Origin of the sequence: Bacillus sp. SH7-1 (genome assembly GCF_008042405.1) — a bacterium.
Classification (GTDB): Bacteria; Bacillota; Bacilli; order Bacillales; family Bacillaceae_G; genus Bacillus_A; species Bacillus_A thuringiensis_N.
Genome location: NZ_QNUD01000007.1, coordinates 393,853 through 415,256 on the forward strand (window position 1 = coordinate 393,853; position 21,404 = coordinate 415,256).

Sequence of the window (21,404 nt, forward strand, 5' to 3'; positions counted from 1 at the left end):
ATACTTTTCAATTTAAAAATCTAGTGCTGATTTAATCAGCACTAGATTTATACTATCCACTTAAAGAAGGGATTTAAAGCGGTACATTTATGCATTTTGTTTACTAAGATCTCGCTGAGCTCCCATATAGCTTCCAATTATATTTTGATAGCCTGGAAGATTACTAGCAAGCAAATTACCAAAACCTTCGACATCGTTGCGCCAATCGCGTTGTAATTCGCAAGCTACGCTAAACCAGTTCATAAGTTGTACACCATTATGTGCCATACGCGTATTGGCAGCATCTGCAACTTGTTTGCTGAAAGTTCCTGAAGCATCAGTAACAGCAAATACTTCATATCCAGCTTTTATAGCGGAAAGTGCCGGGAAAGCAACACAAACGTCCGTAACTACGCCCGCGATGATAAGTTGCTTTTTTCCAGTTTCTTCGATTGCTTTTACAAAATCATCATTATCCCATGCGTTAATTTGTCCAGGTCGAGCTATTTTTTGTGCGTGAGGAAAGAGATCAACCAATTCTTGCATTAAAGGTCCATTAGGCCCGTTTTCAAAGCTTGTTGTTAAAATAACTGGTAAATCAAAAAACTTAGCAGTGTGAGCAAGAGCTAAAACATTGTTCTTGAATTCATCAACACCATAGTCACGTACTAGTCCAGACATAAGACCAGTTTGATGATCTACTAAAAGCACGACAGCATCATCTTTGTTAATACGAGAATAGAGATCAGTCATTATGTATTCCTCCTAAAAATTAAGTAATCGAAGAAAGTTTAAATAGTCGAATACTATCATAAGTTTCTTCGTTTATAACTAAGCTGACCAATAATATTGGTTATAGCAGCATTCACAGAACATGAAGTGCTATACAAATTTATAGTATTTGAAAACCGATTCGTTAATCAATTCTAAATTATCTATAATTTGTATAGGTCGTAACTATAGTTATTTTCACTATAAAATAGATTGATTTTACCTATACATTCTATAGATAGAACGATATTGATAGTCACCTATTTTTGTTATTACAATTGAATAGGAGTAATATTCAGTAATTATTTTATGATGAAAAAGGTATTAGAGGGGGGATTGTTCCAAAAGGAGAAAATGAATGCATTGGAACAATAGAGTTTCATACTTAGAGTTCACAACATAAACGTGCATGAATAGGTTATGAGATTCATCCGAATTATTGAAGAAAAGGATACATATTAGAATATTTTTTGGAGGTAGAAGCATGGCTAAAATTACTGTAGGAACCGAAAATCAAGCACCAATTGAGATATATTATGAGGATCATGGCACAGGAAAACCAGTTGTACTAATTCATGGTTGGCCGTTAAGTGGTCGATCTTGGGAATACCAAGTTCCCGCTCTTGTTGAGGCTGGATACAGAGTTATAACATATGATCGTCGAGGATTTGGACAATCATCTCAGCCGTGGGAAGGGTATGAATATGATACCTTTACTTCTGATTTACATCAACTATTAGAACATTTAGAGCTTCAAAATGTCACACTTGTTGGTTTTTCTATGGGTGGAGGCGAAGTAGCCCGGTATATTAGTACGTATGGAACAAATCGTATTGAAAAGGCTGTTTTTGCTGGGGCAGTTCCTCCATATTTATACAAATCAGAGGATCATCCTGAAGGGGCATTAGATGATGCAACAATTGAAGCATTCAAAAGTGGTGTGATAAATGACCGCCTTGCATTTCTTGATGAATTTACTAAGGGATTTTTCGCGGCTGGTAATCGAACAGATTTAGTTAGTGAGCCATTCCGTTTATATAATTGGAATATTGCATCCAGTGCATCACCTAAAGGAACACTTGATTGTATTACCGCCTTTAGTAAGACAGATTTTAGAAAAGACTTGGAGAAGTTTAATATACCTACTCTTATTATTCACGGTGATTCTGATGCAACTGTACCATATGAATATAGTGGGAAATTAACACATGAAGCAATTCCTAATTCTAAAGTAGCCTTAATAAAGGGTGGTCCACATGGGCTAAATGCAACGCATGCTAAAGAATTTAATGAAGCACTCCTATTATTTTTAAAGGACTGATTACAACTATATAATTGTTAATTGATAAATTATAAACAAGTAAAAAATAAAGCTTTATAAAAGATGCTCTTGGATAAATCCAGGAGCATCTTTTTAAATGGTGATATTGAGATGTTAGGTTGATAAATCTCCATTAATTTTGGATTGAATACTCTTCTTAACAGCTAAAATATATTGATTAGAGTTTTTTAGATTTCTTAGAAGTATTGTTATATTACTATCAAGATAATATTTTGAATAATCCTCAAAACAAAGAAATATACATTTTTTTGAGGAAGAAATATCTTGTCAGAAAACAATAAAATCTTATTAATTTTTATAATTGGTAGAATTTTTGTGGAAATAATTCTCTTAATATATTAAAATAACATCGTATTATGTCAGATTTTAATTAGGGGAGAGAAATTTTATGTTGAAAAAAATCATTCCAGTTGCTTTAGCATTAAGTACAGTTACTTTTACTAGTGTATTTGCTGCGCCTTCAATCCAAGCAAGTACAGAACAAAACCGCTACATAGATGTACAAATGCTCGGTATTAACGATTTTCATGGGCAACTAGATACTGTAAAAAAAATTAACAATAAAGATGCAGGGGGAATTGAGTACTTAGGGGCTTATTTACGTGATCGTGAAAAACAAAATCCAAATACATTAAAGGTACATGCCGGCGATGTTGTTGGAGCAAGTACTCCTGTTTCAGCATTATTACAAGACGAACCTACAATTGAATTTCTAAATGATTTGAAATTCGATGTTGGAACGATAGGAAATCATGAATTTGATGAAGGTGTTGAAGAAATGAACCGCCTTATTTATGGTGGATACCATGAGAAAACAGGAAATTTTAAAGGAACAAAATTCCCATATGTTGCTGCAAATTTCTATAATAAATCCACCGGTCGTTTATTTTTACCACCATTCACTATAAAAAAGGTACAAGGAGTTCCTGTTGGATTTATCGGAGTCGTAACAACGGATGTTCCTAACCTTGTTATGCCTACTATGCTAAAGGATGTAGAAATTACAGATGAAGTTGAAGCTATTAACAAATCCGTAAAGCAATTAAAAAAACTAGGCGTTAAATCTATCGTTGTTCTTGCACATAACGGAGGTATAACAGATGGGAACGGCGTAACAAATGGTGATATCGTCCGATTAGCAAATGAGACTGATCCAGAAGTCGATGTTATTTTTGGTGGCCATAGCCACACCTATGTAAATGGAACTGTTAATAATAAACTTGTCGTACAAGCAAATTCATATGGTATGGCTTTTGCTGATGTTGATGTAAAGATTGATCGTAAAACACAAGATATTGTTGAGAAAAAAGCAGAAATTGTTACAACTTATCATGAAGGCATAGAGCCTGATAAAAAAATAAAGAAGAAGATGGAGAAATATCAAGCAAAAATCGCACCTCTTGTTAATGAAGTTGTAGGTAAGTCTATTGCGCCACTAGATCGCAAACTCAATATGGCTGGTGAATCTACTCTCGGAAATTTAGTTGCTGATGCCCAGCGTACAACAATGCAATCCCAAATTGCACTTATGAATCCTGGTGGTATTCGTAATGACTTAGATGCTGGTGATATTACATGGGGAGAGATATATGGTATTCAACCATTCGGAAATCAATTAATAAAAGTAAATTTAACAGGTCAAGACATTCGTGATATTTTAAATCAACAATGGCAAAAAGACATAACAAGAATGCTTCAAATTTCAGGGATCCAATACACTTGGGATGCGAACAAGCCTAATGGAGAAAAAGTAACAAGTATTAGCTTAACAAATGGAGAAGAAATCATTCCTTCTAAAACTTACAGCGTCGTTGCGAACGCATTTCTAGCTTCAGGTGGAGATGGATTTGTATCCTTTAAAAACGGTAAAGATGCTGAAACAGGACCAACTGATTTTGAAGCATTAGTAGATTATATAAAAAAATCAAAAGAACCAATTCAGTCTATTATTGATGGAAGAATTCAAAAAATAAATTAGTTTTTTATTAATCTCAAAAACAAATAGATTACCTATACTTTTTAGTGTACAGGTAATCTATTTTTTGTAGGTTTGAAATAAAGTCTTACTGTGTCCAATTAATAGTGACGGTGAAGTCGGCCCATATGGAACATTAAAATCGGATGATTCAAACAGTTATAACTACATTTTTGGACAGGTCAAAAAAGATCAATTTTTTATTGATTTACGTAAGGCGAACGGCGTGACAAAAACTTGGTTAAACGAACAACATCCAATTTTCGCTGGAATAACTACCGAAGGGCCTGATATACCAAAAACTGTTGATATATCATTGGGTAAAGCGTTTGATATACTTGTTCAAATTCAAAAAGTGAGTCCATCTCAACTACATCAATAAATTTAGAATCATGTGCCTTAATGACAACTTGAGAAGTGTTTCATATAATACTATGAATTTTGTTTTATATAGTAAGAAGAATAATTGTGTTGGAAAAAAATAGCAATTCAACCTGTTAAGAGTAAAATGAATCTTCAATATGTAAAGCGCAAAAAACACTGAAGCGAAAAGCATCGGTGTTTTTTGCGCTTTCGGGCACAGATGCTACTTCAATCCTATTGTAGAAGTGATTTTGTATGTAAGGAATTTGTAAGGAATAGGTAAGAAAAAAGAGATTTTCATTGTGTAGGATAAAAATATAAGGAGGCATGATGGGGGGAACAAGTACGGCCTACATATAAAACAAATAATCAGTAACAAGAGTGTTTTAAGGAAAAGAAGTAATTTCTATGGTTAATATGTATGTGGAAAAAGAGTGATTTAGAGATTGTTAGAACACAATGGTGTTTGTGAAAATAATGATTAGTACGTTGATTGCAAATTCAGTGTTGACTTTTATCATTGGGAGAGTTGATAGCTGTGTGGTTAGTATATGAGACAGCTATCAGCCATCAATACAATTTAAATAGAAAAGAGGAATTCTTTATGAAAACACGCAGTAAAATTACATGTGCAAGTCTAGCACTTTTAATAGCTGGAAGTTCCCTGTTATACATAACACCAACATTAATTGTAAAAGCAGAACCTACGCAAAATGTATCTAGTTCGTTACAAACAAGTACGCAAAGCGATCGTACTTCCGTTAAGAAAGCAATGCGAGATGAACTGCAACTTGGATACCCGGGAATACTCGCTAAAATTTCTAAGGGGGGTAAAACTTGGAGTTATACAGCTGGGGTAGCGGATCTGAAAACTAAGAAACCAATGAAAGCAGATTTTCGCTTTCGCATTGGCAGTGTGACGAAAACGTTCATTGCAACAGTTCTACTTCAATTATCTGGAGAGAACCGTTTGAATCTAGACGACTCCATTGAAAAATGGTTACCTGGTGTTATTCAAGGAAACGGATATGATGGTAACCAGATTACGATCCGGCAAATATTGAATCATACAAGTGGTATTGCTGACTATATAAATTCAAAAGACTTTGATATTACGGATATAAAAAAATCGTATACGGCTGAAGAATTTGTAAAGATGGGGATTTCACTTCCCCCAGACTTTGCCCCAGGAAAGGGTTGGTCGTATTCAAATACAGGATATGTAATACTAGGAATCCTTATTGAAAAAGTAACAGGAAACAGCTATGCGGAAGAGGTTGAAAATCGGATTATTGAACCGCTTGATTTGTCAAACACATTTCTACCTGGTAATTCAAGCGTGATTCCAGGCACAAAGCATGCCCGTGGCTATTTGCAACTAGACGGAGCGAGTGAGCTAAAAGACGTTACTTATATTAACCCAGGTAGCTCGGATGGAGATATGATTTCTACTGCTGACGACTTAAACAAATTCTTCTCTTACTTACTAGGTGGCAAATTACTGAAGGAACAGCAGTTAAAACAAATGCTTACTACAGTTCCTACAAATAGAGAGGGAACCGGATATGGTCTTGGAATCCTTGAAATTAAGCTTCCGAACGGTGTCTCGGTATGGGGACACAGGGGGGCCGTTCCAGGGTTTTCCACTTTTGCTGGTGGAACACTTGGAGGAAAACATACACTCGCTATCAATTCGAACAGTTTAAACATTAATAACCCGGAAGTTTTTAAAAACATTTTACTTGCTGAATTTAGAAAGTAGGAAAAACGGATAAATTTTGTCATTTGTAATTTCCATCGGAATGGATTACCGCTTGAAAGAGTATAGAGGGATTAAGTATCTAGAAACAATCAAGCCAATCATGAAGAATGGCTAAGTAAAAGGATTTGTTTATACATTGGCCAATTAAAAGAGCAACAGATATAATGAGTGATTAGTATGTATCTAGTATTGCATTTGTATTGGTATCGTCACGGATTGTAAATTTGTATAAGGTGCGAAGTCTAATTTAAGACTTCGCACTTTTGCTGTTTAACAGCTTTTATTACGAAGCTATTAACAATAGAAAAAAGGAGAATGTAACTAGTTATGTGGATACTACTGTATGATTGGTGCAACAAATTGTGACTCTAACGTATTTGAAAGGCCTGATAAATTCAACGTTTATTGTCCTGACATTGATATTAAAAAGGCATTTAGTGGTACTGCAAGACATCTTGCTTTTGGATCAAGTATCTATAATTGTGTAGGAGCAGCATTTGCAAAATTAGAAATTGAAATAGATTCAACCATCAAAGATAATATTAGCGGGAAAAAATTGAGGGACATTAAGGATTTTGTGAAGAAGACTTCAAAAATGAACTGAAATCTAATAAACAACGTAAAAGCTAAAAGATTTTCGCTGTGAGAACATCTCAAAATATTAAATTGATGGTAACTTTGTTGTAGCTCTTTAAACATACCTATATTAAAACCCAAATATCTCAGCATTAAATTGAGAAATTTGGGTTTTTCTAAAGGAATCAATTTTTTAAAAAATTTTTAGAAATTTAAAGATAAAGTATTGTATACATGTAAGTATGATTAAAAATGAAAAGTTGTAAATGCTAAATTTAATTAAATATGCCTTGCTCTCTTCACCATTGACCTGGGTGAATAGTTTATAGGAAATTACACTGGCTAAAGATGCGATAATTGTTCCAAGCCCTCCAATATTTACTCCTAGTAATAAAGCTTTCCAATCAGAAGTAAAGTTTGATAGAAGAATTGAAGTAGGAAAATTGCTAATCAATTGACTCAAAAATATGGAACTAAAGAATACTGAAGTATCTCCTCTTAAATTAGCGCGAGCGAATGTCTCCAGCGCATCTGAATGGGAAATGTTCCCGATAAAAATAAAAAAACAGACAAAGGTTATTAGAAGAAAGTAATCAATCTTAAATAGTAAGTTTCTATCTAACGTAAATGCTGCCATCAATGTGACTATTAGCGCAATGTAATAATTAATAACACCAAAAATAGATGCAATGATAGTGATAAGTATCAAAATCCAGACGGTAGCTTTTTTTCGATTTTTCACGGTAATAACAGGTAGTTCTATTTTCAAATCTGTTTTTTGAAGTTTTTGAGTAAATATAAATAACAAACTAATTCCAAGTACAGCTAAAAGCAGGATTGAACCTAAAAATGGGATGAGCTTAATTCCATAGTAAGAATATAGGTATAAATTTTGTGGGTTTCCCATAGGCATCAAGCTACTACCGATGTTTGCCGCAATTGTCTGCAGGATGATTGTATCCATCATGTTCATTTGTGTTTTTTTACTAATGACAAGTGTTATTGGCACAAAGGTGAGGAGAGCGACATCATTTGTTACAAACATGGAGCAAATAAAGCATAACAAAATTAGAATAATAGATATTGATCTGCTGTTATTGCATTTATTTAAAATGGCAACGGCAAGTTTGTCTAATATCTTTAGCTGTTCAAAGGCCTTAATGGCCACCATTAGATTAAATAAGCTAATTAACACTTCAAAGTTAATATATTCGATCTTTGGCGAATGTATTAGGCAGCTTACAATTGCTAGTATCAGTGAAATGGTAAGTACTAAATCCTTTTTTAAAAATTTGAATTTCATAAGGAGTCTTTTTTTATTTTGAACGAATACTATTTCTTTCACAATACACCACCTGTAATCTATGTTAGTAAATATACGTTTTTTGGGATAACTCGATATTGCTAGAAAAGAGGATGTCATAAGGTCCTAAATAAGAGTTTTGTAATGTTTCATCCCTTCAACAAAATGCTTTTTTTCTTAGTGTCTTTAATGTTGTAAATATGTGCAATATAGACGAATCCAGCTAGGGGGATTAATTGAGAAAATAAATGTTTTTTGTATGATACCATAAATAAATTAAATGTTTTATTTTTTTAATATTCTTATAATATTCTATTGATTCTTGATTTCAAATACTTTATAAGAAGTTCTAAAAGAGAAAAAGTATGCATGTTTTTATGAAGAAAATAGAGGCTTGTCAAAGGATAGGTAGAACAAAATCTGCGACGTTTGGATACTGTATAAAATTCAGAAAATCTCACTGTTTTTTAGATGAAAAAAACTTAAAATATTTTTTTGTTTTTATAAAAATCTGTACTTTTTCGTAACATTCTGTACTTTTAATTATAAATTAAAGACAAGCTTCTCTTAGTTGAATAGTGAAAGCGCTTTATAGATTTTTCGCGAAGTTTTTACCTAGCCTATTTTTGAGATTAGTAGTGAGAAAGGAGATATTTCCATGTTCTTGAGAAAATTAACAAAAAACCACTTAATCACTATTGATTATTATGATTTAAATCACCGGTAAACGAAACAAACATAATAGTACAACAATGTTAGTGGATAAAAATATTAGTTTGCAGAAAGGGGTAGAGCATCCGTTTGTATAAGCGTTAAGTACTTCAAAATTTCAGTTTTACGGTTACATGTTGTGATTTTTGCTTAAACAGGCCAATCCGATTCATATAGAAAATTTTTATCCTTGTTGTATTTGAATATGAAAGAGGTATTTATACCAGGAAATATAGGTGATTTTATATAGATTATGATATATAAATTTTGGCATGGAGTGATGATATGGAAAGGTTTTTTGTAGAGTTAGTCGGATCAACAAATGATTTTTTATGGTCTAAATTGTTAATTATTATGCTTGTTATTTGCGGAATTTATTTTACATTTAAATTGAATTTTGTACAGTTTCGAATGTTAAAAGAGATGGTCCGTGTATTAATGGAGGGGAAAAGTGGTTCTAAAGATCAAATCTCTCCTTTTCAAGCGTTTTGTATTGGTATGGCAGCCCGCGTTGGAACAGGGAATATCACAGGAATTGCGATTGCAATTGCATTAGGTGGTCCTGGAGCTGTATTTTGGATGTGGATCATTTCTATTATTAGCTCGGCCTCCAGTTTTGTCGAAAGCACATTAGCACAGATATATAAAGTAAAAGATAAAACTGGTTTCCGCGGTGGTCCATCCTATTATATGGAAAAAGGGTTGAATAAACGTTGGATGGGAGTATTATTCTCTATTTTAATCACAATTACTTTTGGTCTTGTATTCAATTCAGTACAATCAAATACAGTTACAATTGCTTTTCAAAACTCATTTGGTACAGATCGTCTAACAGTTGGGATAATCATGGCCATTGCTTTCGCTGCGATTATTTTTGGTGGTGTACAACGTATTGCAAAAATGGCTGAATACAAGGTGGTATTTTTAGCGGTATTATACATTGGAGTTGCATTATTTGTTGTAGTTACCAACATATCAAAAATGCCGGAAGTTCTTTCTCTTATTGTTCAAAACGCATTTGGTTTTAAACAAATAGCAGGCGGTTCAATTGGTGCAGCACTTATGAATGGAGTTAAACGTGGTTTATTTTCAAATGAAGCTGGTATGGGAAGTGCACCAAATGTTGCTGCAACAGCAACAACAAGTCATCCGGTGAAACAAGGACTGATTCAAGCATTTGGTGTATTAACGGATACACTAATCATTTGTACTAGTACTGCCTTTATTATTTTGCTGTCTGATGCATATAAACAACCGGGGTTAAATGGTATTGCACTTACACAAGCAGCATTAAGTGAACACATAGGTCCTTGGGCATCGGGTTGTCTTGCTATCTTTGTTTTTTTATTTGGATTTGGTGCGTTAATTGGCAACTATTATTATGGTGAAACAAATATTCGCTTCTTACATACAAGTAAAGTGTGGTTAATGATATACAGAATAAGTGTATTGGCTATGATTGTATTTGGTTCTGTTGCAAAGATTCAAATTGTATGGGATTTAGCGGACTTATTTATGGGCTTTATGGTTATTATTAATTTAATTGCTATTACCTTACTTTCAAAAGTAGCATTTGCGGCGTTACAAGATTATATAAACCAGAAAAAAGCTGGTAAAGATCCTATTTTTTATAAAGAAAACATTAAAGGGCTTGAAAATATTGAATGTTGGGATAGTTATGAGAAAACTTCAAAAAAGAAAAGTGTGTAATAAGAAAGATATTCAGACTGCAATATGTCTGAATATTTTTCTTGGTTCTAGTGCAAATATTATTGATTATAGTAAAGAAAAAATCATTCTATATAAAGTTAATAGTACGGGGGAATATGATTAAATGATAAAGGATTCTAGCGTTCAAGTTGAGGGTCAAGAAAAAGTTTGCTTAGATCAATGGGTAGCTCATTATCGAACGTATGCAGCTAAGGGACGAAGCGCCAGTTATATTCCCGCTCTGGGGGAAATAAATGTATCGCAGTTAGGTATTTGTATAGTAAAGCCAGATGGAGCAATGATAAAGTCAGGAGATTGGGAGATACCTTTCACATTACAAAGTATATCAAAAGTAATCGGTTTTATAGCCGCTTGTTTAAGTCGCGGTATTTCTTATGTATTAGAACGAGTTGACGTAGAGCCAACTGGAGATGCCTTTAATTCAATTATTCGTTTAGAGATACATAAACCAGGAAAACCTTTTAATCCTATGATTAATGCTGGAGCGATTACGATAGCTTCACTTTTGCCAGGGACATCGGTGCAAGAAAAATTAGAATCTATATACGTATTAATTGAAAAAATGATAGAGAAGCGTCCCGCTATTAATGAAATAGTATTTCAATCAGAATGGGAAACGGCTCATCGTAATAGAGCATTAGCATACTATTTAAAGGAGAACGGTTTTCTAGAATCAGATGTGGAGGAGACACTAGAGGTTTACCTAAAACAATGTTCGATTGAAATAAATACAGAAGATATTGCCTTAATAGGGCTTATACTGGCACATGATGGATATCATCCTATTCGCAAAGAACAAGTGCTCCCTAAAGAAGTAGCTAGGTTAACAAAAGCTTTAATGCTTACTTGTGGAATGTACAATGCTTCTGGAAAATTTGCTGCTTTCATTGGATTACCAGCTAAGAGTGGGGTATCCGGCGGAATTATGACACTTGTTCCCTCAAAATCTAGGATGGATTTATCGTTCCAAGATGGATGTGGTATTGGTATTTACGGACCAGCCATTGATGAATATGGGAATAGTTTACCAGGAATTATGTTGTTAGAACATATTGCAAAAGAATGGGATTTAAGTATATTTTAAAAAGGAGCACAGATATTTTGGTGTTAGAGCGAGTCCAAAAGTGTTCAGACCTTATATTGTGTCTGAACATTTTTGAGTTATAAAGTATCTTTCTAAAGTAGAAGAGTGTAATGAATACTCACAATCTATAATGCTTTCGTTTATATCTTATTTATCAGTTTTTGAAAAAAATAGAGTAAGTATTGTATTAATGCAAATAGGTTTGTATACTGACTGTTAGGCGAAAGTGAGAAGTGATTATTTTGAATCTTAGTAATTTAGTAAAAAAAGACATCTATATTCTCGTTTTAATGATACTTACTGTACCCTTAGTAGGTGAAATAAAGTCATTTCCCTTAAATGAAACATTTAGAATGAGCTTTGGTGCACCAACATTTTTCTTTTTTTTGTTATTGTTTCGACGAATTCCAGCATTTTTACCGGGTTTTTTAACAGCGATAGTCGTGGTAGTATTTCGTATCTCAATGGATGTCATTATAAAGGGAAATATGGATTGGCTAGCCGCTTTTCATACTCACTATCCTAGTTTTTTCTTTTATTTTACTTATTCGTATCTCTTTCATTTAGCAAAAATCAAACGTTTTTATCATCAACCACTAATGATTGGTTTGATTGGTTGCATGATTGAAATACTGTCAGACTGTGTGGAATTAATGATTCAATATTTCGTATTAAAAACATCGATCACATCCGAGGCAATAAATGAGATCATTGTTATCGCATGTTCCCATAGTTTTATAGTTCTAAGCTTTTTCAATATGATGAAATTGTATGAAGCGCAATCAAGGGAGAGACACATAAAGAAACAAAATGAACACATGCTCATGCTCATCTCTAATTTATATGAAGATGCTGTTCATTTAAAAAAAACATTACAAGATGCTGAGAATATAACAAAAAAATCCTATGATTTATATAAAACTTTAGACTCTTTTGAGCACAAACAGATGGATTTTCATTTTGGGGATTTAAGGCAACAGGCATTACAAATTGCTGGTGAGGTCCATGACGTTAAAAAGGATAACCAACGTATTTTTGCAGGACTTTCAAAATTAATTTCTGATGAAAGTTTTACAGATTATATGTCTGTACATGAACTAGTAAATATCATTATACGGGCAAATACGAAATATGCACGGTTGCTAGAGAAAGACATCCAATTTGTGTATAAAATTGATGGTGTGCATCCTCATTATCATATTTACACAATCTTATCTATTATAAATAATATCGTTACAAACGCTGTAGAAGCTATCCAAGGTATGGGAACCATCACAATTGACATTAATAAAGACCACCATTTTGTTGAATTTCAAATAGGCGATAATGGTCCCGGTATTTCTTCAAAATATAAAGATTCAATTTTTGAGCCTGGGTTTACTTCTAAATATGATGATTTAGGCAATCCATCGACAGGTATCGGATTATCGTATGTTAAAGAAATGGTCGAACAACTTGAAGGTGATGTTACGCTTGAGGACAGAACCGAAGGAAAAGGATCAATTTTTATAATTAGATTAGGGATTGATCATATAATTTCGAAAGGGTGATTCTATGTATTTTTATATAGTAGATGATGAAAAAGCGGTTCGCTCAATGTTGGCTCAAATTATCGAGGATGAAGATCTTGGGGAGGTTATAGGAGAAGCTGAGGATGGTTTATCTTTAGAGCAACAAATGCCAATCCTTAAAAATATAGACATTTTATTTATCGATTTGTTAATGCCGATTCAAGATGGAATAAAAACAATTCGTCAAATAAAACCTTCGTTTAAAGGGAAAATCATCATGGTCTCTCAAGTAGAATCAAAAGAATTAATTGCTGAAGCTTATTCGCTTGGCGTTGAATACTATATTATTAAGCCAATTAACCGGATTGAAGTATTAACAGTTGTTCGGAAAGTCATTGAACGAATTCGTTTGGAAAAATCGATAAAAAACATTCAAGAATCGCTTAATACGGTACTAAAATTGGATAGTAATTCAAGTGTGCAAGAAAAATACCGTAATGAAAAACATTTAAATACTTTTAATCATTTTCAAAATTCCATTCATTTTCTTTTGTCTGAATTAGGAATAGCCAGTGAAAATGGAAGTAAAGATTTAATGGATATGCTAGATTATTTATATAAATATGAACAAGATAACACGTTGGAACAAGGTTTTCCCTCACTAAAAGAGATTTTTATGAATTTAGCTCAAAAAAAACTTGGGAATTCAGCTGAAGATACCGAATTAAAAAGGTTCATAGAAGCTTCCAAACAACGGATTCGGAGAGCAATTTATCAATCATTAAACCATTTAGCATCCCTTGGACTTACTGATTTTTTAAACCCGAAGTTCGAAAATTATGCTTCTAGATTTTTTGATTTTACTACCGTAAGGAGAAAGATGACAGAATTGAATAATGAACCAACATTACCTGCTCGTATTGATACGAAAAAATTTATTCAAGTTCTTTATTTTGAAGCAAAACGAATACACTTGGAATTAAGATGATAAACTCTTGCTCATTATTACTTTCAATTAATAGATTGATAGTTGTTTTCATGTTATTTGTTTTATATAGTTTTTCTAAGAAAGGATTTTCCTTTATTTCATATTGAATTTAAAATCAGAAAATTCCGTATCGATTTGGTAGAAGTGTATGAACTTAGAACAAAAGAATATGTATTTTTTATTTTTTTAAACATTAATATTCATTTAAAAAAACGAGTATTTCCACAATAAAATATAAATACATAGTAAGTTGAGTTGAAAAAAAGATGCTATCTTATAGCATCTTTTTTTCTTTAAGAGGAAATATCATCGATCCTTATATTATTTAAAATTCAAATGCGGGCATATAAATAAGGGAAAAGGAGATAATATCTAACAAATTATAATTGGAAATGGTATTTTAGGTCAGAAATGTTTTTATACTAACTAGGTTATTGGTACTAAATAAGCATAATGTCTCGCTTTTCTGCTCTTTAATTTTATCGTTATTTTTTATTAAGTACATATCGTTTTTTAGAAATCTCAATCCTAGCAGAGTATATAAATTGGGTGATAAAAATGTGGAACATAATTACCTCTTATCTTCCAGATTGGAAAGTCTTTGTACAAGCTTTTATCTTGTTTTTAATTCCGTATACTATCTCAAGATTTTTTCATTGGGTTCGTATGTCAGAGAAAGAGTGGGAAGAATGAGTTGGTGGAAGTCAAGAGACAAACAAGTGAAAAAAAATAATATTCAAAGTAAAACGAAACAAGAGCATAAACCTTCTCAAAATACAATCGTTCATTTCACAAATGATTTTGCCTCTAACTTAGAACTTATAAAGCAACAAATCGGACATAATTCTGATGTTCGCTTTCGGAAGTTTAATATTGGACGCACAGATATTCAGGCTGGGATCGTTTTTGTTGACGGTCTATCAGATAAAGAGATAATTGACAAACATATTATGAAATTACTAATGGATGATTTTTCTGATGAATATAAAAATGAATCTTCTTATGTGGAGGGGACTGTTTCAAAAGAATATATTAAAAATAAAGTTCTTACAATTAGTGAAGTAGCAGAAGTCCATTACATAAAAGATTTAATACCCAAAGTATTGATAGGTTCAACAGCTCTTTTAATTGATGGTTTAGCAGATGTGTTTATTCTTGGTACAACAAAAGCAAATAAACGAAACATTGAGGAACCGGTATCGGAGGCATTAGTCAGAGGTCCACGGGTCGGATTTACTGAAGTATTAAGTGATAATACCTCACTTTTGCGACGGCATTGTGCAGATGATAATTTATCATTAGTAAAGCTACCAGTAGGAGAACGTGCAAAGAAAGAGTTAGTTGTCGCATTTATTAAAGATCTTGCTAGTACGGAATTGGTGGAAGAAATAAAAAATAGAATTCAGAAAATTGACATAGACAGTGTACTCGAATCTGGTTATATAGAGCAACTCATTGAAGATAATTATCTCAGTCCTTTTCCGCAGATTCAAAATACAGAACGACCTGATCGTGTTATTAGTGCTTTGCTGGAAGGGCGAGTAGCTATTTTGTTAGATGGAACACCATTTGTTTTAATTGCTCCAGTTACATTTAGTATGCTACTGCAATCACCAGAAGATTATTATGAAAGGTGGCTTCCTGGTACACTTCTCCGCTTATTACGCTTCATGACAGCTTTTGTTTCATTATTTGCTCCAGCACTGTATATTTCTTTCATTTCATTTCATCCAGGATTAATTCCCACTAAGCTCGCTATTTCTATAATCGGATCGCGAGAAGGAGTTCCTTTTCCCGCTTTAATAGAAGCGTTAATTATGGAAGTAGCTATCGAAGTTTTACGAGAAGCAGGTTTACGTCTGCCTAAACCGATTGGACCTGCAATGGGAATTGTGGGCGGTTTAATAATTGGTCAGGCTGCCGTAGAAGCAGGAATTGTTAGTCCAATAATGGTTATCGTTGTTGCGGTAACAGCTATTTCTTCTTTTACTATTCCGCAATATAGTGTGGGAATTACGTTACGCATTCTTCGTTTTGTAGCTATGTTTTGTGCTGCGATATTTGGATTGTATGGAGTTATTCTCTTCTTTCTTTTACTTTGCAGTCATTTAGTGAAACTGAAAAGTTTTGGCGTTCCTTATACCAGCCCTGCTGTTCCATATCGATTCAGTGACTGGAAAGATTTTATGGTTCGCATGCCATTAAAAATAATGAGACGTCGACCGAAAATAATGCATACCAAAAAAACTATCCGCAAAAGGTAGCTGATGACGAAAGGAAGTGGCCTTCAGTGATTACTATACCTAAAGACCGAATAACAACTTCACAAGCAGTTGTTATTATTGTAAATTACATACTTGGGACAGGAATTCTCACTTTGCCCAGAGCATCTGTGGAAAAAGTGAAAACACCAGATGTATGGTTAAGTGTGATATTAGGTGGGATACTCGCAATGGTTTCAGGAGTAATTATGGTCAAATTAAGTCAGCAGTTTCCAGAAAAAACATTTTACCAATACAGTCAAGATATTGTAGGGAAATGGATAGGCAGATTGCTTAGTTTTCTTATTATAGGGTATTTTCTTACAACTTCAGCATTTCAAATTCGTTCAATGGCAGAAGTAATAAGCTTTTTTTTGCTCGAAGGAACCCCCACATGGGCTATTGTTATGCCTTTTATGTGGATAGGTCTCTATTTGATTATGGGTGGTATTAATTCAATTGCACGGATGTTTGAAATAATATTTCCTATTACTGTTTTTATTTTTTTAATCATTTCCTTTATGAGTATCGGAATATTCGAGATAGATAATCTCCGTCCCGTATTAGGTTTGGGAATTAAACCAGTGTTAGATGGGATAAAAACAACGTCTCTCGCATATACAGGTCCTGAAATTATGTTAATTCTTTTGGTATTTATGGAACGACGAAAGAAAGCAGTAAAAGCTATTTTAGTTGGAATTTCTATTCCGTTAATCTTTTATGTAATAACTGTTGTAATGGTCATTGGTGCATTATCAATTGATGGGGTTGTAACAAGAACATGGCCGACAATTGACCTTATGCGCAGTTTTGAAATTTCTGGTTTGATATTTGAACGTTTTGAATCTTTACTGCTTGTAATATGGATTATGCAAATATTTGCTACCTATACGATTAGTTATTATGCAGCTGCATTAGGATTAGCGCAACTCTTTAAAAAGAGTATTCATCCGTTTATTTTTGCTTTGATTCCAATCATTTACATCATTGCTATGACTTCGAAAAATATAAATGACTTGCTTAAATTGGGGGATATGCTTGGTAATGTTGCATTATTTTTATTTGGTTTACTGCCACTGCTTCTTCTTATTATTACGCGATTAAAAGGAGGAGTAGTGTGAAACATAAATTTAATTATATGCGGTTCTATTTGGCTTTGTTATGGACGCTTTTGCTTCTATTTTTAACAGGGTGTTGGAGCAGCAAAGAAGTAGAAGAGTTGAGTTTAACTGCAGGTATAGCACTAGATAAAGAGAAGGATTCAACAATTGAGAAAGAGGATGAGGAAGGAGGTTATCCTAAAAGAAATCTTATAACAGCTACTTATCAAATTGTTAGTTCGCAAGCACAAAGTAAAGGGAACGGACAGCAAAAACGTTATATAAATGTTTCTGAGACCGGTGATTCCATTCATCAAATTGTTCGTGAGTTTTCATTGAAAAGAGAGAGCACAATGTTCAGCCCACATTTAAAAAACATTGTTATCAGTGATAGTCTTGTACGTACATACAGTTTAGAACAATTACTTGAACAGTATCTCCGTGACAATGAAGTTCGGCTTAGCTGTATGATCTTAATTAGCAAGGGTCTAGCGAAGGAGGTACTGGAATCAAACAAAAAAGGAGAAATCCCAGCATTTCGTTTGTCTGGAATTGCAGATAATAGAAATAGAACAACAAGGATTTTACCTCCTGTATCGCTCGCTAAATTGGAAGGAAAGATGCGGTCAGGGGCCAGTTTTCTTTTGCAAAATGTAATCTCGATAAATGGGGAAACAAAATTTGCAGGAGCTGCTGTAATTAAAGGGAAGACAAAAAAGTTGATGGGCTTTTTAAATGAACAGGAATTGGAAGGAGTAGTATGGATAAACGGAAAAAGGAATGGTGGTGTGGTAAAAACTTTTGATAAAGAATCAAAGAAACTCATTATATACGAAATAAAGTCAATAAAAAGCAAAATCATACCACATGTTAACGGAAATAATATTTCCTTTGATGTAAACATTGAATCAGAAGGGCGTTTGTCCGAAAATTGGATGCAATCAGGAAAAGATTTTGAAAATGAATTTTTAAAAAAGGAAGAAAAAGCTATTGAAAAAGAAGTAAAGCACTTAGTACATCATGTTACAAAAAAAATACAAAAAGAATATCAAGTCGATATTGCGGGTTTTGGAAACCAATTAAGAATTAAACACCCGAGAACATGGGAGAAAGTCAAAAAAAATTGGGATCGAACATTTAGTAAGGTACCGATTAAATATCATATAAATGTAACTATACAAGATTATGGAGCATCAAGTTTAAAACGATGAGACGTCTCAATTGACCTTGTATTTACATAAAAACAAAAAGTTACGAAAATTTTAATTTGAAAATTTTTGTAACTTTTTGTTTTTTTATGTCCTTCTTATTATAGATTAAAGGAATGATTTTATCCCGCTATTTGCCGGGCAGTAAGACCCACACCTCAAAATTCAGCGAAAGCAAAGAAGTTATTAGAGGTATATGTAAGCTCTATATAGGAAGGAGAATTTTGAAATTCTATTGATAAACCAAGTAATTGTAATAGCCCTTATTTAGACTAATAATTTCAAAATCAATAAAATTTAGAGTAGAAGGAGCAAGAGCAAATTATTATGAATAAACAAATAGGATTCATCGGATGTGGAAACATGGGTATTGCTATGATAGGTGGGATGATTAAAAAAAATATAGTTTCTCCAGATCAAATAATTTGTTCAGATTTAAACGTCATTAATTTAAAAAATGCTAGTAATAAATATGACATAACTATAACTACTAACAACAATGAAGTCGCTAACAGTGCTGACATTTTAATTTTATCAATCAAACCAGATTTATACTCATCGGTAATTAACCAAATAAAAGATCAAATAAAAAATAATGTAATCGTTGTAACTATTGCTGCAGGAAAAAGTATTAAGAGCACTGAGAATGAATTTGGTAGAAAGTTAAAAGTTGTTAGAGTAATGCCTAATACACCGGCACTTGTTGGAGAAGGAATGTCTGCGTTATGTTTTAATGAAATAGTTACAGAAAAAGATATAAAAGAGGTATTGAACATATTTAATATTTTCGGCCAGACGGAGGTCATAAATGAAAAACTAATGGATGTTGTTACATCTATTAGTGGTTCTTCTCCAGCATATGTGTATATGTTTATAGAAGCCATGGCAGATGCTGCTGTACTTGGCGGTATGCCGAGAAAACAAGCTTATAAATTTGCGGCTCAGGCTGTATTAGGTTCTGCAAAAATGGTATTGGAAACAGGAATACATCCAGGTGAATTGAAGGATATGGTTTGTTCTCCAGGTGGAACGACGATAGAAGCTGTAGTAACGCTAGAAGAAAAAGGTTTAAGAACAGCTATCATTTCAGCTATGAAACGTTGTACGCAAAAATCTATGGAAATGTCTAGTTTAACTAGTAAGTGAGAAGTGAATTTATATAATATTTCAAATCTATTTAATGTAAAAGAAATATTATGAGGCTAGTTAATAACTAAGTAAATTTATATACAACACTAACGAGAAGAACAAACCTTATTTTAAAGGGGATACAGAAAATATGAGTAATTTACTAAAAAAGAAATCCGTTACACAATTGTTAGAGCATAATCAAAGTAAGACTTTAACGAAAACATTAGGAGCATTTGATTTAATTATGTTAGGGGTAGGCTCGATAGTTGGAACGGGTGTTCTTGTGTTGACTGGATTAGTAGCAGCAAGAAATGCTGGTCCAGCAGTTGTTTTTTCATTTATACTTGCAGCAATTATATGTGGATTTATAGCATTATGTTACGCGGAAATTGCTTCTACACTCCCGGCGTCTGGTAGTGTATATACGTACTCATATGCAACAATTGGTGAGTTTGTTGCTCATCTAGTAGGTTGGTCATTGCTGTTAATATATATCGTGGCAACAGCGGCTGTCGCTGCTGGATGGACAGGCTATTTCCACAATTTAATAAAGGGATTTGGATTGGAGATACCTAAAGCTCTTGTAACGATTCCTTCGCATGGTGGTATTGTGAATCTACCAGCAGTAATCATTACATTGATATTAGCATGGATGTTATCCCGTGGTACGAAGGAAAGCAAACGAATCAATAATACAATGGTATTGATTAAAATTGGAATGATTCTGTTGTTTATTACGGTTGGTATATTCTATGTAAAACCAATGAACTGGATACCAATTGCACCATACGGTTTAAGTGGAGTTTTTACGGGTGGAGCAGCTATTTTATTTGCTTTTACGGGTTTTGATATATTAGCAACTTCAGCAGAAGAAGTAAAAGATCCGAAACGTAATCTTCCGATCGGTATTATTGCATCATTAATCATATGTACAATTATTTATGTTATGGTATGCCTTGTTATGACAGGAATGGTTTCCTATAAAGAATTAAATGTTCCTGAGGCAATGGCTTATGTAATGGAAGTTGTAGGACAAGGAAAAGTCGCTGGTGCAATTGCTGCAGGTGCTGTAATTGGCCTTATGGCTGTTATTTTTTCCAATATGTATGCGGCAACACGAGTATTCTTTGCAATGAGTCGTGATGGATTGTTACCGAAATCATTTGCGAAAGTTAATAAGAAAACTGGAGCACCCACTTTTATAACTGGATTGGCAGGAATAGGGAGCTCTTTAATAGCTGGGTTTATTGACTTGAAAGAATTAGTTAATTTAGTTAATATCGGTAGTTTGGTGACGTTTGCGTTAGTTTGTCTATCAGTTATTATCCTACGTAAATCACACCCAAATTTAAAACGTGGATTTATGGTACCTTTTGTACCTGTATTACCATGCATTGCAATTGTATGCTGTGTGTTTTTAATGCTAAATTTACCGTTAAGGACATGGGTGTACTTTAGTATTTGGATTATTATTGGGGTAGTAATATATTTCCTTTATTCGATAAAACATAGTAATTTAAATGAGGAAACGATCTCGAAATTACATGATAAAATTGCGAGATAATAACGATAGAAAATTTTATTAATAATTATATTGATAGTTGAGTA

Annotated in this window: 15 protein-coding genes and 1 pseudogene; 14 read left to right on the plus strand and 2 right to left on the minus strand. The window is 33.3% G+C overall.

Annotated elements, in window-relative coordinates:
- Positions 1-87 precede the first annotated feature (87 nt).
- Positions 88-732 (minus strand): isochorismate family cysteine hydrolase YcaC, encoded by a 645-nt coding sequence (gene ycaC / locus DN390_RS08330; protein ID WP_000131220.1) that lies wholly within the window; start codon positions 730-732, stop codon positions 88-90.
- Between the two features lie 502 nt (positions 733-1,234).
- On the opposite strand from ycaC, the gene DN390_RS08335 reads away from it, so the two are divergent.
- From DN390_RS08335 to DN390_RS08360, 5 genes and pseudogenes are all read left to right on the plus strand, one after another.
- A complete protein-coding gene (locus DN390_RS08335; protein ID WP_147807107.1) occupies positions 1,235-2,071 on the plus strand; it encodes a bromoperoxidase in 837 nt (278 codons plus the stop codon).
- A gap of 409 nt (positions 2,072-2,480) precedes the next feature.
- The gene (locus DN390_RS08340) at positions 2,481-4,070 is read left to right on the plus strand and encodes a bifunctional metallophosphatase/5'-nucleotidase (RefSeq protein WP_147807108.1); all 1,590 of its coding nucleotides are present in this window, start codon (positions 2,481-2,483) and stop codon (positions 4,068-4,070) included.
- A 100-nt stretch (positions 4,071-4,170) separates the two neighbouring features.
- Positions 4,171-4,449 (plus strand): annotated as a pseudogene (locus DN390_RS08345) (erythromycin esterase family protein); the annotation flags it as partial.
- Between the two features lie 585 nt (positions 4,450-5,034).
- The gene (locus tag DN390_RS08355) at positions 5,035-6,192 is read left to right on the plus strand and encodes a serine hydrolase domain-containing protein (RefSeq protein WP_147807194.1); all 1,158 of its coding nucleotides are present in this window, start codon (positions 5,035-5,037) and stop codon (positions 6,190-6,192) included.
- 343 nt (positions 6,193-6,535) lie between these two features.
- Positions 6,536-6,796, plus strand: a complete 261-nt coding sequence (locus tag DN390_RS08360; RefSeq protein ID WP_147807109.1) for a cytochrome — start codon at positions 6,536-6,538, stop codon at positions 6,794-6,796.
- A 165-nt stretch (positions 6,797-6,961) separates the two neighbouring features.
- Here DN390_RS08360 and DN390_RS08365 read toward each other — a convergent pair whose 3' ends face one another.
- The gene (locus DN390_RS08365; protein ID WP_147807110.1) at positions 6,962-8,113 is read right to left on the minus strand and encodes an anion transporter; all 1,152 of its coding nucleotides are present in this window, start codon (positions 8,111-8,113) and stop codon (positions 6,962-6,964) included.
- Positions 8,114-9,067: 954 nt separating this feature from the next.
- Here DN390_RS08365 and DN390_RS08370 point away from each other — a divergent pair.
- The 9 genes from DN390_RS08370 to DN390_RS08415 all read left to right on the plus strand — a co-directional run bounded on the left by DN390_RS08370 (position 9,068) and on the right by DN390_RS08415 (position 21,360).
- On the plus strand, positions 9,068-10,492 hold the full coding sequence (locus DN390_RS08370; RefSeq protein WP_000439283.1) for an alanine/glycine:cation symporter family protein: 1,425 nt from the start codon (positions 9,068-9,070) through the stop codon (positions 10,490-10,492).
- A 124-nt stretch (positions 10,493-10,616) separates the two neighbouring features.
- Positions 10,617-11,597 carry a glutaminase GlsA gene (gene glsA, locus DN390_RS08375; protein ID WP_147807111.1) on the plus strand — a complete coding sequence of 327 codons (981 nt, stop codon included), beginning with the start codon at positions 10,617-10,619 and terminating at the stop codon, positions 11,595-11,597.
- A 233-nt stretch (positions 11,598-11,830) separates the two neighbouring features.
- On the plus strand, positions 11,831-13,147 hold the full coding sequence (locus DN390_RS08380; protein WP_147807112.1) for a sensor histidine kinase: 1,317 nt from the start codon (positions 11,831-11,833) through the stop codon (positions 13,145-13,147).
- Between the two features lie 4 nt (positions 13,148-13,151).
- Positions 13,152-14,096 carry a response regulator gene (locus DN390_RS08385; protein ID WP_147807113.1) on the plus strand — a complete coding sequence of 315 codons (945 nt, stop codon included), beginning with the start codon at positions 13,152-13,154 and terminating at the stop codon, positions 14,094-14,096.
- Between the two features lie 689 nt (positions 14,097-14,785).
- On the plus strand, positions 14,786-16,360 hold the full coding sequence (locus DN390_RS08395) for a spore germination protein (protein ID WP_147807115.1): 1,575 nt from the start codon (positions 14,786-14,788) through the stop codon (positions 16,358-16,360).
- Positions 16,361-16,386: 26 nt separating this feature from the next.
- The gene (locus DN390_RS08400; RefSeq protein WP_147807116.1) at positions 16,387-17,478 is read left to right on the plus strand and encodes a spore germination protein; all 1,092 of its coding nucleotides are present in this window, start codon (positions 16,387-16,389) and stop codon (positions 17,476-17,478) included.
- Positions 17,475-18,668, plus strand: a complete 1,194-nt coding sequence (locus DN390_RS08405) for a Ger(x)C family spore germination protein (protein ID WP_147807117.1) — start codon at positions 17,475-17,477, stop codon at positions 18,666-18,668. The genes DN390_RS08400 and DN390_RS08405 overlap by 4 nt, the downstream gene beginning before the upstream one ends.
- Before the next feature lie 324 nt (positions 18,669-18,992).
- Positions 18,993-19,811, plus strand: a complete 819-nt coding sequence (proC, locus tag DN390_RS08410; protein ID WP_147807118.1) for a pyrroline-5-carboxylate reductase — start codon at positions 18,993-18,995, stop codon at positions 19,809-19,811.
- 133 nt (positions 19,812-19,944) lie between these two features.
- Complete coding sequence (locus tag DN390_RS08415; protein ID WP_147807119.1) at positions 19,945-21,360, plus strand: amino acid permease; 1,416 nt, start codon at positions 19,945-19,947, stop codon at positions 21,358-21,360.
- Positions 21,361-21,404: the final 44 nt, after the last annotated feature.

Coding starts and splice junctions, on each gene's coding strand:
- ycaC (WP_000131220.1), bottom strand. CDS start 732: ATGACTGATCTCTATTCTCGTATTAACAAAGATGATGCTGTCGTGCTT.
- DN390_RS08335 (WP_147807107.1), top strand. CDS start 1,235: ATGGCTAAAATTACTGTAGGAACCGAAAATCAAGCACCAATTGAGATA.
- DN390_RS08340 (WP_147807108.1), top strand. CDS start 2,481: ATGTTGAAAAAAATCATTCCAGTTGCTTTAGCATTAAGTACAGTTACT.
- DN390_RS08355 (WP_147807194.1), top strand. CDS start 5,035: ATGAAAACACGCAGTAAAATTACATGTGCAAGTCTAGCACTTTTAATA.
- DN390_RS08360 (WP_147807109.1), top strand. CDS start 6,536: ATGATTGGTGCAACAAATTGTGACTCTAACGTATTTGAAAGGCCTGAT.
- DN390_RS08370 (WP_000439283.1), top strand. CDS start 9,068: ATGGAAAGGTTTTTTGTAGAGTTAGTCGGATCAACAAATGATTTTTTA.
- glsA (WP_147807111.1), top strand. CDS start 10,617: ATGATAAAGGATTCTAGCGTTCAAGTTGAGGGTCAAGAAAAAGTTTGC.
- DN390_RS08385 (WP_147807113.1), top strand. CDS start 13,152: ATGTATTTTTATATAGTAGATGATGAAAAAGCGGTTCGCTCAATGTTG.
- DN390_RS08395 (WP_147807115.1), top strand. CDS start 14,786: ATGAGTTGGTGGAAGTCAAGAGACAAACAAGTGAAAAAAAATAATATT.
- proC (WP_147807118.1), top strand. CDS start 18,993: ATGAATAAACAAATAGGATTCATCGGATGTGGAAACATGGGTATTGCT.
- DN390_RS08415 (WP_147807119.1), top strand. CDS start 19,945: ATGAGTAATTTACTAAAAAAGAAATCCGTTACACAATTGTTAGAGCAT.